Source organism: Pseudomonas sp. F007, assembly GCF_057814275.1.
Map to the genome: position 1 here is coordinate 87,935 of NZ_JBVATA010000006.1, position 15,955 is coordinate 103,889.

The following is a 15,955-nucleotide window of genomic DNA, read 5'->3' on the forward strand; positions in this document are numbered from 1 at the left end:
TCAGATCTGCGCCAACGCCTGGGCCAGGTCGGCGCGCAGGTCTTCGACGCCTTCCACCCCTACCGACAGGCGCACCAGTGCATCACCAATGCCGATTTGTGCGCGGGTGGCCGCCGGGATGCTGGCGTGGGTCATGATCGCCGGATGTTCAATCAGGCTTTCCACCCCGCCCAGGCTTTCGGCCAGGGCAAAGATCTGCACCGCTTCGAGGAAGCGCCGGGCGCCCGCCAGGTCGCTGTTCAGGTCCAGGGAAATCATCCCGCCGAATCCACGCATCTGCCGTTGTGCCAAAGCGTGCTGCGGGTGCGAGGGCAAGCCTGGGTAATAGACCCGCGCCACTTGCGGCTGGCGCTCCAGCCACTGCGCCAGGTCCAGTGCATTGCTGCAGTGGCGTTCCATACGCAAGGCCAGAGTCTTGACCCCACGCAGGGTCAGAAACGCATCGAACGGCCCGGCAATTGCGCCCACGGCGTTCTGCAGGAAACCCAGGCGCTCCGCCAGTTCGGGGTTTTGCCCGACCACGGCGATACCGCCAATCACGTCGGAGTGGCCGTTGAGGTACTTGGTAGTGGAATGCAGGACGATGTCGAAACCCAGCTCCAACGGCCGCTGCACCCAGGGGCTGGCGAAGGTGTTGTCGGCGACACAGAGGATGCCGCGCTGACGGCAGATACGGGCGATGGCACTCAAGTCGGTAAGACGTAACAGTGGATTGCTCGGGGTTTCCACCATGACCATCCGCGTGTCGTCCTGCAGCGCCGCTTCGAAAGCCGACAGGTCGGTCAGGTCGACGAAGCTGAAGCGATGCCCGGCGCTGCGCTGGCGGACCTTGTCGAACAGGCGGAAGGTGCCGCCATACAGGTCGTTGCCCGAGACAATGTGCGCACCGCTGTCGAGCAGCTCGAGCACGGTGGAAATGGTCGCCAGCCCGGAGGCAAAGGCAAAGGCCCGGGTGCCACCTTCAAGGTCGGCCACGCAGCGCTCCAGCGCAAAGCGCGTCGGGTTGTGGGAGCGCCCGTAATCCAGGCCTTGGTGCACCCCGGGGCTTTGTTGCAGGTAGGTTGAGTTGGCGTAGATCGGCGGCATCAGCGCTCCAGTGGATGGATCCGGGACCTGCCCGGCGTGAATCACCCGGGTGGCAAAGTCCTGTGGCACCGGGGGTTTGTCGTGGTCACTCATGTCAGGGATCTCCGTAGATGATTGAGCAGATCGACGCGGGTAATCAGGCCATGGAACACCGGGCCATCGGCGATGATCGCCACCAGGCCGCGGTCGAGTTCTGCCTGCAATTCGGCCAACGAGGTGCTGGCCGGCAGGGTGTGCAATTGGCCGGTCATGGCCGAGGCAACGGTCATGCGCAGGTGCGCGGCGTCCTGATGCACGCCGAGCAAAATGTCGGATTCGTCGATGACGCCGACCAGGCGCTGGCCATCCACCAGCACCGGCAACTGCGAGACATCAGCCAGGCGCATGCGCTGGAAGGCGGTCAGCAAGGTGTCGTCCGGCCCGACGCTGATCACCCGGCCGTCCTCGAAACGCCGGGCGATCAGATCCCGCAAGTCGCCGTAGCTCTTGCGTTGCAGCAGGCCCTGATCGGTCATCCACTGGTCGTTGTAGACCTTGGACAAATAGCGCGTGCCGGTGTCGCAGACAAAGCTGACCACCCGCTTCGGCTCGGTTTGCTCGCGGCAATAGCGCAAGGCCGCCGCCAGCAATGTCCCCGTCGATGAACCGCCGAGAATGCCTTCGGCACGCAGCAACTGGCGGGCGTGATCGAAGCTTTCTTCGTCGCTGATCGAATAGGCCTGGCGCACGCTGGAGAGATCGGCAATTGACGGAATGAAGTCTTCGCCTATGCCCTCCACCGCCCAGGAACCCGGGGTACCCAGGGTGCCGCTGCGGCTGTATTCGGCCATCACCGAACCGAGCGGATCGGCCAGCACCATCGCCAGGTTCGGCTGCACCCGGCGGAAGAACCGGGTCAGTCCGGTCAGGGTGCCGGCCGAGCCGACGCCGACGACGATGGCGTCCAGGTCATGTTGGGTCTGCGCCCAGATTTCCGGGGCAGTGCTGCATTCGTGGGCCAGCGGGTTGGCGGGGTTGTTGAACTGATCGGCGAAGAACGCCTGGGGAATCTCCTGCGCCAGGCGCGCGGCGACATCCTGGTAGTACTCGGGATGCCCCTTGCCGACATCGGAGCGGGTGATGTGCACCTCGGCGCCCATCGCCTTGAGGTGCAGGACTTTCTCGGTGGACATCTTGTCCGGCACCACCAGCACCACCCGGTAGCCTTTCGCCCGGCCGACCAGCGCCAGGCCCAGGCCGGTGTTGCCGGCCGTCGCTTCGATAATGGTCCCGCCGGGACGCAGGCGCCCGTCGCGTTCGGCGGCGTCGATCATGGCCAGGCCGATTCGATCCTTGATCGAGCCCCCGGGATTCTGCGATTCAAGCTTGAGAAACAGCGTGCAGGGCCCGGTATCGAAGCGGCTGACCTGCACCAGTGGTGTGTTGCCGATCAGTTCGAGTACGGCAGGACGGGAGTTGTTCGGCATGTCGGCACCTCGCTGGGTGAATCAGCACAGGAAGGACTGCAACCTCGCATCGACCATAGGCCGCGAACGCAGGACCTGCAACCGCGCCCGGCTCATCGGTAGCAGCGGTATTACCGTTCGATCATCGCCCAAAACCCGCTTTCGCAGATTGAACCATTTAGTACATTCGGCCCACCATTCGCCAAACAACACCAATAACAACAGGTTCCACGCCATGTCCCCGCGCCCTGCCCCGTCCGGCTGATCCAGATCGTTTTGCCCTCTTGAACACCCTTTGTCCGCAACTTTTACGTCGCGGCGCTAGCCCGCTTCATCCCCAACAATTAGAGAGTCCCCAGCCCATGACGCCTTCCCCTGCGCAGTATTTCGCTCCCAGCCTGATCGCCGCCGCCCTGTTCGCCGCCGCCCTGCCCGCCCACGCTGAAGAGGCGGGGTTTATCGACGGTGCCAGCGCCAACCTGAACCTGCGCAACTTCTACATCAACCGCAATTTCACCAACCCGGATAAACCCCAGGGCAAGGCTGAGGAATGGACACAGAGTTTCATTCTCGACGCCAAATCCGGCTTCACCCAAGGCACCGTCGGCTTTGGCATGGACGTATTGGGCCTGTACTCGGTGAAGCTCGACGGCGGCAAGGGCACCGGCGGCACCCAACTGTTGCCGCTGGATCATGACGGCCGGCCGGCGGACAACTTCGGGCGCACCAACGTCGCGTTCAAAGCGCGGTTGTCGCAGACCGAGTTGAAGGTCGGCGAGTGGATGCCGGTGCTGCCGATCCTGCGTTCCGACGACGGCCGCTCGCTGCCGCAGACGTTCCGCGGCGGGCAGATCACTTCTCGGGAAATCAGCGGCCTGACGCTCTACGGCGGTCAAATGCGCGCCAACAGCCCGCGTGACGACAGCAGCATGAGCGACCTGTCGATGACCGGCAGAGCCACCATCACCTCCGACCGCTTCAACTTCCAGGGCGCCGAATACAGCTTCAACGACAAACGCACCCAGGTCGCGCTGTGGAATGCCGAACTCAAGGACATCTACAGCCAGCAATTCGTCAATCTGACCCACAGTCAGCCACTGGGCGACTGGACCCTGGGCGCCAACCTCGGATTCTTCTACGGCAAGGATGACGGCAGCGCCCGCGCCGGCGAGCTGGACAACAAGACCTGGTCAGGCTTGTTCTCGGCCAGGTACGGCGGCAACACCTTCTACGTCGGCCTGCAGAAACTCACCGGCGACAACGCCTGGATGCGCGTCAACGGCACCAGCGGCGGGACCCTGGCCAACGACAGCTATAACTCCAGCTATGACAACGCCCGGGAAAAATCCTGGCAATTGCGTCACGACTACAATTTCGCCGCGCTCGGCGTGCCCGGCCTGACCCTGATGAACCGCTACATCAGCGGCGACAACGTGCACACCGCCACCGTCAGCGACGGCAAGGAATGGGGGCGCGAAAGCGAACTGGGCTACACCGTGCAGAGCGGCGCCCTTAAAAACCTCAACCTGAAATGGCGCAACTCGACCATCCGCCGCGACTACAGCAGCAACGAGTTCGACGAAAACCGTTTGATCGTCAGCTATCCGCTCAACCTGCTCTGAGCCGATATAATCGCCGCGACCTGCTGAACCCTTCAGCGGCTTGACGTTCCTATGGGCATTCCCCGGAACACTGGCCTTGGCGTGCGGAACATCTCCGCACGCCAACAGGTGTCATTCCCGCTGATTGATCGCCGGTCGCCCCACTACCATGAAGCCGATTCTCGCCGTTTTCGCTGTGCTCGCCTTGTCCCTGGGACTGGGCGGTTGCATCGGCCCACCGATTGCCCTGACCCCGCAGACTGAGCAAGCCCTGCAGGCCTCGCCGCCGATCCGTTTCCTGCTGACTTTCGACGACGGCCCCAGCGCTTCTGGCTGGGCCAATCCGAGTCGGGCGGTGATGGAGGCGCTGGCGAACAACCCGATCCAGCCGGGGATCAAGGCGGTGTTCTTCGTGCAGACCCGCGCCCCCCGGGCCGGCGGCAGTGAGCGCGGACGCAAGACCATGATTCGTGAGCACGCGGCCGGGCACATTCTGGCGTTTCACACCGCCACCCCGTGGCACACCAATCATCGTTCGCTGGACCCGCAGGAACTGGAGCAGTCCCTCTCTTGGGGAACCGCCGATATCCAGGCGATCACCGGCACTGCACCGACTCTGGTACGACCACCGTTCTGGAGTTACGACAAACGCACCTTCGCCGCCTATCAACGGCATGGTCTGCATGTGTTATTGACGGACTTGAGTGCCAATGACGGCAAGGTCTGGGGGATTACCGCCAGTCCGCGGCGGCGGGCCAATCTGCTCAGGCAGTTGTCGGAAACCCGCGAGCGCATCGCCAAAGGCGAACTGCCCACGGTCGATGGGGTGATTCCGGTGGTGGTGACCTTCCACGATCTGAATCGCTACACCGCCCGGCATATGCAGGAATACCTGCAGATTCTCCTCGACAGCGCTCACGAAACCCACGTGCCGCTGGCGCCCCAGCCGTTCTACCAGGACTCGGCGGCGCTGCAGCGTGCGGCCATGGCGCGCACGCTGCATGAAGCCGGTGACCCAGTGCGCTTACCGGGGCTGTGGAACTGGATCTGGGGCCACAAGGACTAGGCCCTACTCGCGGGACTCGACGCCCAACTCATCCCACACCGACGCGGCCAGGTGGAAGGTCGCGTTGGCGGCGGGAATGCCGCAATAGATCGCGCTCTGCATCAGCACTTCCTTGATCTCGGCCCGGGTCACGCCATTGTTCGCCGCGGCCCGCAGGTGCAGTTTCAACTCTTCATTGCGGTTCATGCCGATCAGCATGGCGATGGTGATCAGGCTGCGGGTGTGACGCGGCAAGCCCGGGCGAGTCCAGATATCGCCCCAGGCGTGACGGGTAATCATCTCCTGAAACTCCGAGTTGAACTCGGTCAGGCTGTCCAGGCTGCGGTCGACATGGGCATCGCCGAGCACCGCACGACGGACCTGCATGCCTTCGTCATAACGTTGTTTCTCGTCCATGGGTCGCTCCTCAGTGGGCCAACAGGAAGGTCAGCACACGCTGGCTGAACGCATCGCCGGCTTGCACGTTGGACAGGTGCGCGGCGTAGAACTCGGCATACTTGGCGCCTGCAACCCGCTCCTGGATGAATTGGCTGCCGGACGGTGGCGTCACGGCGTCGTTGCTGCCGGCGATGACCAGGGTCGGCACCTTGATTGCGCCCAGCTGCTCACGGTAATCGGCATCGCGCACCGCTGCGCAGTTGGCGGCATAGCCCTCGGGCGAGGTAGCGGCAAGCATGTCGGTGATCTGTTTCGCGGTCGCCGGATTGGCTTCGGCAAAATCGGCGGTGAACCAGCGGGCAATCGAGGCGTCGCGCAGGGCAACCATGGCCGCCGCGCCATCGCGCAGAACTGTTTCAATACGCGGATCCCAGATGGAGGGGTCACCGATCTTCGCCGCAGTGTTGCACACCACCAGCGAGTGCAACCGCTCACCGGCATTGATGCCCAGCCACTGGCCGATCAGGCCGCCCATGGACAGCCCGCAAAAATGCGCGCGTTCAATGTGCAGGGCATCCAGCAGCGCCAGCACGTCGCGGCCCAGTTGCTCGATGCTGTAGGGGCCCTGAGTGACCAGCGAACGACCGTGCCCACGGGTATCGAAACGCAACACCCGGAAGTGTTCGCTGAACGCCGGGATCTGTGCGTCCCACATGTGCAGATCGGTGCCCAGGGAGTTGGACAGCACCAGCACCGGAGCGTCTTGCGGACCATCAATTTGGTAGTGCAGTTCGCCGTCGGCGAGTTGTACGAATGCCACAGAAATTCTCCTTCAGACAGTCAGGGTCAGGTGTTCGGCCAGCGCGCGCTCGACCCAGGTCTGGGCCTGGCCGAGGTAGTGCGCGGGGTCCATCAGTTGATCAAGTTCAGTTGCGGACAACTCGCCGGTGACCTGCGGCTCATCGCCAAGGACGGCGCGCAGATGCCGCTGTTCGGCCACCGCGCGCTTGCAGCAGGTTTCCAGCAGGTGATGGGCGCGGTCGCGACCGATGCGCTGGGCCAGTACGATGCTCACCGCTTCGGCGAGCACCAGGCCCTGGGTCAGGTCGAGATTGCGTGCCATACGTTCGGCGTCGACCTCCAGCCCCTCGGCAATCGCCAGCGCCTGTTGCAAGGCACCGGACACCAGGCAGCAAATCTCCGGCAAGGTCTCCCACTCGGCGTGCCACAGCCCGAGGCTGCGTTCGTGCTCCTGAGGCATGGCGCTGAACAGGGTCGACAGCAGGCCCGGCACCCGAGTCGCCGCGCTGATCAGCACGGCGGCGCCAACCGGATTGCGTTTGTGCGGCATGGTCGAAGAGCCGCCCTTGCCCGGCGCCGACGGTTCGAAAACTTCCGCCGCTTCGGTCTGCATCAACAGGCTGACATCCCGTCCCAGTTTGCCCAGGCTGCCGGCCAGCAGGCCCAGCACCGCGCCGAATTCCACCAGGCGATCACGCTGGGTGTGCCAGGGTTGATCCGGCAAGCCCAAATCCAGCTCCTGCGCCAAAGCCTCGGCGATCGGCATGGCCTGCTCGCCCAATGCCGCCAGGGTGCCACTGGCACCGCCGAACTGCAGGACCAGCAAGCGTGGTTTGAGGGCCTGCAAGCGCTGGCGAGTGCGGGTCAACGCGCCCAGCCATCCGGCGATCTTCATACCCAGAGTGACCGGCGTCGCGTGCTGCAGCCAGGTGCGCCCGGCCAGTGGCGTGGCGACATGCCGTTGCGCTTGTTGCGCCAGGGCATCGGCCAGGCGGGCCAGGTCAGCTTCGATCAAATCGAGTGCAGCGCGCAGTTGCAGGACCAGGCCACTGTCCATTGCGTCCTGGCTGGTAGCACCCAGGTGCACATAGCGCTCGGCCTCAGGGGCTTGCAGTGCAATCTGCTTGCCCAGGGCCTTGACCAACGGAATCGCGGAATTTCCGGCAGTGGCAATCGCCTCGCCGAGGGCGGCAAAGTCGTAGTGCCCGGCCTGGCAGGCGGCGGCAATCGGCGCCACGGCTGTGGTCGGGATCAGCCCGATGCTCGCCTCGGCCCGCGCCAGCGCGGCCTCGAAGTCGAGCATGGCCTGGACCCGGCCCTGGTCGCTGAACACATCACGCATGGTCCGCGCAGTGAAATAAGCATCGAACAATTGGTTGCTCGGACGTTGCATAAGGCTTCCTTGGATGACGCGCGCCCGAAGCAGGCGCGCGCCGCAGGGTCAAAGGTCGTGATGCAGATACGCCGCTTGCTTGGGCAAACGCAAGCTGAACAGGAAGGCGACCGCCATCATCACCGTCACGTACCAGTAGAAGGAGTTTTCCATCCCCACCGATTTCAGGCTCAGCGCCACATATTCTGCCGAGCCGCCGAACACCGCGTTGGCCACCGCGTAAGCCAGGCCAACACCCAGGGCCCGCACCTGCGGCGGGAACATTTCGGCTTTCACCAGGCCGCTGATGGAGGTGTAGAAACTCACGATCGCCAGCGCCAGGGTAATCAGCACAAAGGCCAGGAACGGGCTGGTGACCGATTTCAGGCTCAGCAGGATAGGCACCGTGCACAGCGTACCGAGGGCACCGAACCAGAGCATCGAGTTACGCCGCCCGATCTTGTCGGCCAGCATGCCAAAGAACGGTTGCATGCACATATACAGAAACAACGCGCCGGTCATGATGTAACTGGCGGTCTTGGCTGGCATCCCGGCGGTGTTCACCAGGTACTTCTGCATGTAGGTGGTGAAGGTGTAGAAAATCAACGAGCCGCCGGCGGTGTAGCCGAGCACGGTAATGAATGCCGCCTTGTGATCACGAAACAGCGCACGAACGCTGCCGGCGTCCTTGTCTTCACGCATTTCCTTGCTGGTGGTTTCTTTCAACGAGCGACGCAGCAACAGCGAAATCACCGCCGCAATCGCGCCGACCACAAACGGAATCCGCCAGCCCCAGGCACGCAGTTCATCTTCGGAGAGGAACTGTTGCAGGATCACCACCAGCAACACCGCCAGCAGTTGCCCGCCGATCAACGTCACGTACTGGAACGAGGCGAAGAAGCCACGCTGGCCCTTGAGCGCAACTTCACTCATGTAGGTCGCGGTGGTGCCGTACTCGCCGCCCACTGAAAGGCCCTGGAACAAGCGGGCCACCAGCAGCAGGATCGGCGCCCAGACGCCAATGTCCTTGTAAGTGGGCAGGCAGGCGATGAGCAACGAACCGGCGCACATCATCAGCACCGAGATCATCATCGAATTCTTGCGCCCGTGCTTGTCGGCCACCCGGCCGAACAGCCAGCCACCGATGGGTCGCATCAGAAATCCGGCGGCAAACACACCTGCGGTGTTGACCAATTGCACCGTCGGATCGTCGGAGGGAAAGAACGCCGGGGCGAAGTAGATCGCGCAGAAGGCGTAGACGTAGAAGTCGAACCATTCGACGAGATTGCCGGAGGATGCGCCGACAATCGCGAAAATCCTCTTGCCACGCTCTTCAGCGGTGTAATGGCTGGTGGTTGATGTCATGGTTATTCACTCGATGGGGACAGTGAGAGTCTAGACATACTTTGCAACAGTCCCGTTCCGCAGAAACCTGTAGGCGACGCTGCTCACTGTGGAGGTGAGCCTTGTGGGAGCGGGCTTGCCCGCGAAGGACGTCAACGATTTCGCGAACATCCTGGATGTACGCGGCGCTCTGGCATTCTTCGTCGGAACGCCGCCCGGAGCAAGCTCGCTCCTACAGGTGATGGAGGGTGTCGGTCACACCCTTTCGATGGCCAGTGCCAAGCCTTGGCCTACACCTACACACATGGTCGCCAGGCCTTTGCGGCCACCGGTTTTCTCCAGTTGATGCAAGGCCGTCAGCACCAGGCGTGCACCGCTCATGCCCAGCGGGTGCCCGAGGGCAATGGCGCCGCCATTCGGGTTGACCTGTGGCGCGTCGTCCGCCAGGCCGAGTTCGCGCAATACCGCGAGGCCTTGGCTGGCGAAGGCTTCATTGAGTTCGATCACGTCGAAATCATTGACCGACACACCCAGGCGTTCCACCAGCTTGCGCACCGCCGGCACCGGGCCAATGCCCATCACCCGTGGGGCAACGCCGGCGCTGGCCATGCCCAGCACTTTGGCGCGAGCGGTCAGGCCGTGTTTCTTCACCGCCTCGGCGGAGGCCAGGATCAAAGCCGCAGCACCGTCGTTGACGCCCGAGGCGTTGCCGGCGGTGACGGTCTTGTCCGGGCCATTGACCGGCTTGAGTTTGCTCAGGGTTTCCAGGCTGGTGTCGGCACGCGGGTGCTCGTCCTGCTCGACCACGCTTTCGCCTTTCTTGTGGGCGATGCGCACCGGGACGATTTCCTCGGCGAAGAACCCGGCCGCTTGCGCCGCCGCGGTGCGTTGCTGGCTGCGCAGGGCAAAGGCGTCCTGGTCAGCGCGCGATACCGCGTAATCATCGGCGACGTTGTCGGCAGTCTGCGGCATGGCATCGACACCGTACTGGGCCTTCATCAGCGGGTTGATGAAACGCCAGCCAATGGTGGTGTCTTCCAGCTTCATGTTGCGCGAAAACGCCGCATCGGCCTTGCCCATCACAAACGGAGCGCGAGACATCGACTCGACGCCGCCGGCAATTGCCAATTCCATCTCACCGCTGGCAATGGCGCGGAACGCCGTGCCAATCGCATCCATGCCGGAAGCGCACAGGCGGTTGAGGGTCACCCCGGGAATGCTCTCCGGCAGACCAGCCAACAGCAGTGCCATGCGCGCCACGTTACGGTTGTCTTCGCCAGCCTGGTTGGCGCAGCCGAGAAACACTTCGTCCACGGCAGTCCAGTCAACACTCGGGTTGCGCTCGATCAAGGCCTTGATCGGCACTGCCGCCAGGTCGTCGGCACGCACCGCCGACAGACCACCGCCAAAGCGGCCGATGGGGGTACGAATGGCATCGCAGATATAAACGTCACGCATCATGCTTCTCCCGGTGCCTGACCGTGGGCGGCAGCGGTGCGCGCTTCCAGATCGCGCAAGGCAAGCAGCTCGGCCTCGGTCGGCTCGGCGGTGAACTCGACTTGATCGGCGAAGCGCACTGGCCAGCCTGTAGCAGCCACCACTTGCTCACGGGTCACGCCCGGGTGCAAGGCGGTGACCACGAATTCGTGGGTGCCGGCTTCCGGCTCCATGATGCACAGGTCGGTGATGATCCCCACAGGGCCAGCACCTGGCAGCCCCAGGCGTTTGCGCGAGTCGCCGCCTTCGCCGTGGCCAACCGAAGTAATGAAGTCCAGCTTGTCGACGAACGAGCGCGCCGACTGCTTGAGGATGATCAGCACGCTTTTCGCCGAACCGGCGATCTCCGGTGCCCCACCCGCGCCTGGCAGACGGACTTTTGGCTGGTGATAGTCACCGACTACGGTGGTGTTGATGTTGCCGAAACGGTCAACCTGCGCGGCGCCGAGGAAACCAACGTCGATGCGCCCGCCCTGCAGCCAGTAGCGGAAGATCTCGCCAGTCGGCACCACGGTGTCAGCAGTTTCCGCCAACTCGCCGTCACCGATGGACAGCGGCAGGACGCTTGGCTTGGCGCCGATCGGGCCCGACTCGTAGATCAGTACGACGTCTGGCGAAGAGGTCAGTCGCGCCAGGTTGGCCGCTTTCGATGGCAAGCCGATGCCGACAAAGCACACCGAACCGTTTTTCAGGCGGCGGGCAGCGGCAACGGTCATCATTTCATTGGTGGAGTACGTCATTATTTGGCCTCCGAAGCACGAGCCAGCTTGGCCTGGAATTCACTGAAGTCGGCAGTGCCGTGGATGTATTCGTTGATCCACGCGGTGAAGGTCTCACGGTCGCGGGCAATCGGATCCCACGCCTGGTAGAAACGGTTATCGCGCTCGGTGTAGCCGTGGGCGTAGGACGGGTGCGCGCCGCCTGGCACGTGACACACCGCACTCAGGGCCCAGGTCGGCAGCACGCAGGCGTTCATCGGTGCGTTGAGGTCGTCGACAATCTCTTCCACCGTGACGATGCAGCGCTTGGCTGCCAGGGCCGCTTCCTTCTGCACACCGAGGATCCCCCAGAGCAGCACGTTGCCCTTGCGGTCGGCTTTCTGTGCGTGGATCACGGTCACGTCCGGACGCACCGACGGTACGGCCGCCAGTACTTCACCGGTGAACGGGCAGGTCACGCTCTTGATCAGCGGGTTGACCTTGGGCAGGTCGGAACCGGCGTAGGCACGCAACACCGCGAACGGCAGACCGGAGGCGCCGGCCACGTAGGCGTTGGCCAGGTCGGCGTGGCTGTGTTCTTCGATCTCCAGGGCGTGCGGCCATTGCTTCTCGACCGCGTCGCGCAGGCGGTGCAGCGAGCCCACGCCCGGGTTACCGCCCCAGGAGAAAATCAATTTGCGCGCGCAACCGGCGCCGATCAACTGGTCGTAGACCAGGTCGGGCGTCATCCGTACCAGGGTCAGGTCTTTTTTGCCCTGACGGATGATTTCATGACCCGCAGCGGTCGGAATCAAATGAGTGAAGCCTTCGAGGGCGATGGTGTCGCCGTCATTCACGAATTGCTTCACTGCAGCGTGCAGCGAAAGGATTTCTGCCATGGGGTTGGACTCCCGATTCTCAGTAAACCGATGTGGAGGACAAGGCGCGATAAGCAGCGCCGGATTGCCTGAAGATTAAGCCGCGCCAAATCGTCAAACAATCCGATAATCGACTAAGTGTTCGTTTATCGAACAGATTGTTGTTACCCTAACGATCCGCTCGGAGCACTCAGGTCGCGTCCGCGTGACTGACCAGACCCTTGATAATCACCGCCGTGGTGGCCAGCGCCGCAGGAATGACCAGCGCCGTCAGCACCTGCTCGAAGTTCCAGCCAAGGCCCAACAGGGTCGCGCCCATCCAGGCGCCGAGGATCGCGCCAAAGCGACCAATCCCGAGCATCCAGGAAACGCCCGTTGCGCGCCCCTGGGTGGGGTAGAAACGTGCCGCCAGCGAAGGCATGGCCGATTGCGCGCCGTTCACACACATCCCCGCCACCAGCACCAGGGTCGCCAGCAAGGTGATGTTGCCCAGGCTCTGCCCTACCGCGTAGGCAAATACCCCGGCCAGCAGGTAAAAAGTGCCGATCACCTTGTGCGGGTTGAATCGATCCATCGCCCAGCCCACGGCAACCGCACTCAGCACCCCGCCCAACTGGAACAGCGCGCCGATGAACGCTGCCTGTTCCATGCTGGCACCGCTGTCGCGCATCAGGGTCGGGAGCCAGCTGGTCAGCAGGTAGACGATCACCAGGCCCATGAAATAGGTCAGCCACAGCAACAAGGTGCCGGTGCTGTAGGTGCCGGAGAAAATCACCGCGAACACGTTGCGCGCCTTGACGCTCTTTTGCTCGGGCACGCTGAAGCTTGCCGCCTGGGCGACCGTGACCGGATCGATCGGCGCCAGCGCCTTGCGCACCTTGTCAGTGCCACGATTGCGCACCACCAGGTAACGCGCCGATTCCGGCAACCAGAACACCAGCACTACCACCAGCAATAACGGCAGGATGCCTCCGATCAGCAACAGGCTGTGCCAGCCAAACATCGGGATCAGTTTGGCGGAAATGAAACCGCCACCGGCCATGCCCAGGTTGAAGCCGCAGAACATGCTGGTCACCAGCAGCGACTTCTTGCGCTCCGGGGTGTATTCCGACAGCAGCGTGGTCGCGTTCGGCATCCCGGCACCCAGGCCGAGACCGGTGAGGAAGCGCAACACCAGCAATTGCTCGACGTTGGTGCTGTAGGCCGATGCCAGGCTGAAGGCGCCGAACAACAGCACCGCCCCCACCAGCACCACCTTGCGCCCGAAGCGGTCAGCCAACGGTCCGGAACCCAGGGCGCCGAAGACCATGCCGATCAGCGCGGCACTCATTACCGGGCCCAGGCTGGCGCGGTCGATGCCCCAGCCCTGGGACAGGGCCGGGGCGATAAAGCCCATGGCCGCAGTATCCAGGCCATCAAGGAAGACAATCAGAAAACACAGGATGACGACACGCCATTGGTAGCGCGAGATCGGTTGGGCATTGATGAAGGACTGCACGTCAAGGCAGTTACCGACAGCGGATTGAGGCTGGTTCATTATTTTTATTCCACGCAGGAAACGCAGGCGAACGCTGGCCGGCAACTGCCAGCCAGTCAAACAGGAATCATTGGAGGATCAGGCGCGGTGCAGCGCTTTGCAACGACAGGCCAGGGACAGGCGCATGATGGGATGCCTCTTCATTATTATGGAGTGCTCGACCGGTGTCGGGCCCAAGGCCAAGGACACCGGTAAACGCTGCCGCGACAATAATGAGGCAAGGGAAAGAGCGTCAATTGTGCAAACGTGAGTCTGTGCGTTTATCGAACAGGTTAGGCGAACAACTGCGCGCTAAGCTCGCGACTGGCGTTGAGCAAGCCCGGCAGGAAGCGCTGTTCCAACTCATTGCGACTGACTCGCCCGGCGTGGGTGCTGACATTCAGCGCCGCCAACACCTGGCCGGAGGCATCGTATACCGGCACGGCGATCGAGCGCAGGCCCTGCTCCAGTTCCTGGTCGACGATGCACCAGCCCTGTTGACGAACCTCCTGCAAGCATTCGAGCAGCGCTTCGGGAGTATGCAGGGTGCGGCTGGTCTTGGCCTGCAGGTCGGCACTGTCGAGGTATTCGCGCAGCGAGGCATCGTCCAGTGCTGCCAGAAGGATTCGTCCCATGGAGGTGCAATAGGCCGGCAGGCGTCCGCCCACCGACAGGTCGACCGAAATCAGGCGCTGGGTGGTTGCCGAGCGGGCGATATAAAGAATGTCATTGCCTTCAAGGGTGGCCATGTTGCAGGCCTCGTGCAACTGCTCGCTCATGCGGTCCAGATAGGGCTGCGCCGAGACCGCCAAGGGGGTGGACGACAGGTAGGCATGGCCGAGTGTCAGCACTTTGGGTAACAACGAGTAGGTGCGTCCGTCGGTGGTGGCGTAGCCCAGCTTGATCAGCGTGTGCAGGCAACGACGGACCGCCGCACGGGGAATTTCCGTGCGATGGCTGATCTGCGCGATGGTCAGGTGGCGCTTGCGCTCCTGAAACGCCTGGACCACGGCGAGGCCGCGGGCCAGGGAGGTCATGAAATCGGGGTCACCGGTCAACGCCTGGATCCGCTTGGCCGGCGAAGCAACGATGGGCGGCGCTGCCGAGGCGAAGGAGTTGCGCAGTTGATCGTTCATTACAGGTCGGTCCCCCAAAGTTCATCGGCTATTACAAGCCGCCCTCTATCTTGCACACAAGCCACGCACAGCGACTTCGGGCGATTATCGAACGCTTAACCGATAATCGCAATCTACCTGGCCGTACAGGCCTTGCGCTCAACTGGGATAGAACACTCGCCTGCAAAACAACCGACTACTTAATGACGTCAATCTTCCATTGATGCCACGTGAAGTCCATGTACTTGAAAATGTGTAAACCGGCATCCATTTTCATCAGCAGCCGATACTTTTGATTTGCGAGGTGATAGTCATCATCAAATTGAACGCTATAATACCTACAGTGATATCTCCACTTTCCTACAACATAGGTAAGCGATCACTATAAGGCGGCGCGGTACTTCGCTACCCGCTACCTATCCGCAAGCGCTGACGCGCATCCCCAATGCCCGCCCCGTGCGCTTGCCGGAAACAAGAAGACTGATGCTACATCGGTGATTCTTCTCTGGTGCTGTGGCCGCCTGCAATCGGACTGCTGTCAGCATGACACCTTCATCCACCCAGGCTTCTTCGCAAGACTGGCATGAGCGTGCATGCACACGACAAAACCCGAGTTGCGCGTTTCACCAGAGTTTATTTCAATTTCAATAAGGTAATACTGTGACGAAAGACGAACTGCGCGCCGAACTTGAGCGCCAGGAACAACGTTACAAGGAAGTGTACGGCGGCGAAGTCACCACTTATGCCGCGCAGCCGGAACCGGAACGCAAGCCTTGGCGTAAACGCGCCACTGTCCAGGATCAGGCATTCAGCCAGGAATTGCAGAAGATGGAAAAAGAACTCAAGGCCGACGAGCCCTAGTGCCGAGGCCTGGTTTTTTGCTGCCTGAAAACTCGAGGTTTCCTGCACCTGCATGGCAACGCCTGACAGCGAGCGAGCTTCCGCTTGACGGTCGGCAATCAAGCGTCAGGGCCTGTGCCAGTGCTGATTTCAGAAATTTCATACAGCATTGTTCGCATCTCTGCGCGGCCATGGCATTTTCGCCATTCTGGATATTTTTCTGCAAAATCAAAGACTTGAAAACCCTACACAAACGCTGGGACTTAGGGTCTTGTTACAAACTAAATGACCAAATCGCCATGCCGGCGACAACCGAGT

Annotated in this window: 14 protein-coding genes; 3 read left to right on the forward strand and 11 right to left on the reverse strand. The window is 62.4% G+C overall.

From position 1 onward, the window contains the following. A complete protein-coding gene (locus ACZYR5_RS15810) occupies positions 1-1,179 on the reverse strand; it encodes a trans-sulfuration enzyme family protein (protein WP_489090054.1) in 1,179 nt (392 codons plus the stop codon). Continuing rightward, a complete protein-coding gene (locus ACZYR5_RS15815; protein WP_489090055.1) occupies positions 1,176-2,552 on the reverse strand; it encodes a pyridoxal-phosphate dependent enzyme in 1,377 nt (458 codons plus the stop codon). Before ACZYR5_RS15815 ends, ACZYR5_RS15810 begins: the two co-directional genes overlap by 4 nt. A 341-nt stretch (positions 2,553-2,893) precedes the next feature. Here ACZYR5_RS15815 and ACZYR5_RS15820 point away from each other — a divergent pair, with 341 nt between their 5' ends. Next, positions 2,894-4,153, forward strand: coding sequence for an OprD family porin (locus ACZYR5_RS15820; RefSeq protein WP_489090056.1), 1,260 nt, complete (start codon positions 2,894-2,896; stop codon positions 4,151-4,153). 148 nt (positions 4,154-4,301) lie between these two features. Continuing rightward, a complete protein-coding gene (locus ACZYR5_RS15825; protein ID WP_489090057.1) occupies positions 4,302-5,198 on the forward strand; it encodes a polysaccharide deacetylase family protein in 897 nt (298 codons plus the stop codon). Positions 5,199-5,201: 3 nt separating this feature from the next. On the opposite strand, the gene pcaC is transcribed toward ACZYR5_RS15825, so the two are convergent. The 9 genes from pcaC to pcaR form a co-directional block, all read right to left on the reverse strand. Next, positions 5,202-5,594 (reverse strand): 4-carboxymuconolactone decarboxylase, encoded by a 393-nt coding sequence (pcaC, locus tag ACZYR5_RS15830; RefSeq protein ID WP_027621170.1) that lies wholly within the window; start codon positions 5,592-5,594, stop codon positions 5,202-5,204. Between the two features lie 10 nt (positions 5,595-5,604). After that, positions 5,605-6,396: a 3-oxoadipate enol-lactonase gene (gene pcaD, locus ACZYR5_RS15835; RefSeq protein WP_489090058.1), complete on the reverse strand. Its 792-nt coding sequence runs from the start codon at positions 6,394-6,396 to the stop codon at positions 5,605-5,607. 12 nt (positions 6,397-6,408) lie between these two features. After that, positions 6,409-7,770, reverse strand: a complete 1,362-nt coding sequence (locus ACZYR5_RS15840) for a 3-carboxy-cis,cis-muconate cycloisomerase (protein ID WP_489090059.1) — start codon at positions 7,768-7,770, stop codon at positions 6,409-6,411. Positions 7,771-7,818: 48 nt separating this feature from the next. Beyond that, positions 7,819-9,114 carry an MFS family transporter gene (locus ACZYR5_RS15845; protein ID WP_489090060.1) on the reverse strand — a complete coding sequence of 432 codons (1,296 nt, stop codon included), beginning with the start codon at positions 9,112-9,114 and terminating at the stop codon, positions 7,819-7,821. A gap of 234 nt (positions 9,115-9,348) precedes the next feature. After that, the gene (pcaF, locus tag ACZYR5_RS15850) at positions 9,349-10,554 is read right to left on the reverse strand and encodes a 3-oxoadipyl-CoA thiolase (protein ID WP_489090061.1); all 1,206 of its coding nucleotides are present in this window, start codon (positions 10,552-10,554) and stop codon (positions 9,349-9,351) included. Continuing rightward, complete coding sequence (locus ACZYR5_RS15855) at positions 10,551-11,333, reverse strand: CoA-transferase subunit beta (RefSeq protein WP_177327298.1); 783 nt, start codon at positions 11,331-11,333, stop codon at positions 10,551-10,553. The genes pcaF and ACZYR5_RS15855 overlap by 4 nt, the downstream gene beginning before the upstream one ends. Beyond that, positions 11,330-12,187: a CoA transferase subunit A gene (locus tag ACZYR5_RS15860; RefSeq protein ID WP_489090062.1), complete on the reverse strand. Its 858-nt coding sequence runs from the start codon at positions 12,185-12,187 to the stop codon at positions 11,330-11,332. The genes ACZYR5_RS15855 and ACZYR5_RS15860 overlap by 4 nt, the downstream gene beginning before the upstream one ends. Positions 12,188-12,356: 169 nt before the next feature. Next, the gene (gene pcaK / locus ACZYR5_RS15865) at positions 12,357-13,703 is read right to left on the reverse strand and encodes a 4-hydroxybenzoate transporter PcaK (protein ID WP_489090063.1); all 1,347 of its coding nucleotides are present in this window, start codon (positions 13,701-13,703) and stop codon (positions 12,357-12,359) included. A 272-nt stretch (positions 13,704-13,975) separates the two neighbouring features. Further along, positions 13,976-14,818, reverse strand: coding sequence for a pca regulon transcriptional regulator PcaR (pcaR, locus tag ACZYR5_RS15870; RefSeq protein WP_489090064.1), 843 nt, complete (start codon positions 14,816-14,818; stop codon positions 13,976-13,978). A 639-nt stretch (positions 14,819-15,457) separates the two neighbouring features. Here pcaR and ACZYR5_RS15875 point away from each other — a divergent pair. Further along, positions 15,458-15,658, forward strand: a complete 201-nt coding sequence (locus ACZYR5_RS15875; RefSeq protein ID WP_489090065.1) for a hypothetical protein — start codon at positions 15,458-15,460, stop codon at positions 15,656-15,658. Positions 15,659-15,955: the final 297 nt, after the last annotated feature.

Excerpts from the sequence above, each read along its gene's own strand:
- ACZYR5_RS15810 (WP_489090054.1), bottom strand. The coding sequence starts at position 1,179 with ATGAGTGACCACGACAAACCCCCGGTGCCACAGGACTTTGCCACCCGG.
- ACZYR5_RS15815 (WP_489090055.1), bottom strand. The coding sequence starts at position 2,552 with ATGCCGAACAACTCCCGTCCTGCCGTACTCGAACTGATCGGCAACACA.
- ACZYR5_RS15820 (WP_489090056.1), top strand. The coding sequence starts at position 2,894 with ATGACGCCTTCCCCTGCGCAGTATTTCGCTCCCAGCCTGATCGCCGCC.
- ACZYR5_RS15825 (WP_489090057.1), top strand. The coding sequence starts at position 4,302 with ATGAAGCCGATTCTCGCCGTTTTCGCTGTGCTCGCCTTGTCCCTGGGA.
- pcaC (WP_027621170.1), bottom strand. The coding sequence starts at position 5,594 with ATGGACGAGAAACAACGTTATGACGAAGGCATGCAGGTCCGTCGTGCG.
- ACZYR5_RS15840 (WP_489090059.1), bottom strand. The coding sequence starts at position 7,770 with ATGCAACGTCCGAGCAACCAATTGTTCGATGCTTATTTCACTGCGCGG.
- ACZYR5_RS15845 (WP_489090060.1), bottom strand. The coding sequence starts at position 9,114 with ATGACATCAACCACCAGCCATTACACCGCTGAAGAGCGTGGCAAGAGG.
- pcaF (WP_489090061.1), bottom strand. The coding sequence starts at position 10,554 with ATGATGCGTGACGTTTATATCTGCGATGCCATTCGTACCCCCATCGGC.
- ACZYR5_RS15860 (WP_489090062.1), bottom strand. The coding sequence starts at position 12,187 with ATGGCAGAAATCCTTTCGCTGCACGCTGCAGTGAAGCAATTCGTGAAT.
- pcaK (WP_489090063.1), bottom strand. The coding sequence starts at position 13,703 with ATGAACCAGCCTCAATCCGCTGTCGGTAACTGCCTTGACGTGCAGTCC.
- pcaR (WP_489090064.1), bottom strand. The coding sequence starts at position 14,818 with ATGAACGATCAACTGCGCAACTCCTTCGCCTCGGCAGCGCCGCCCATC.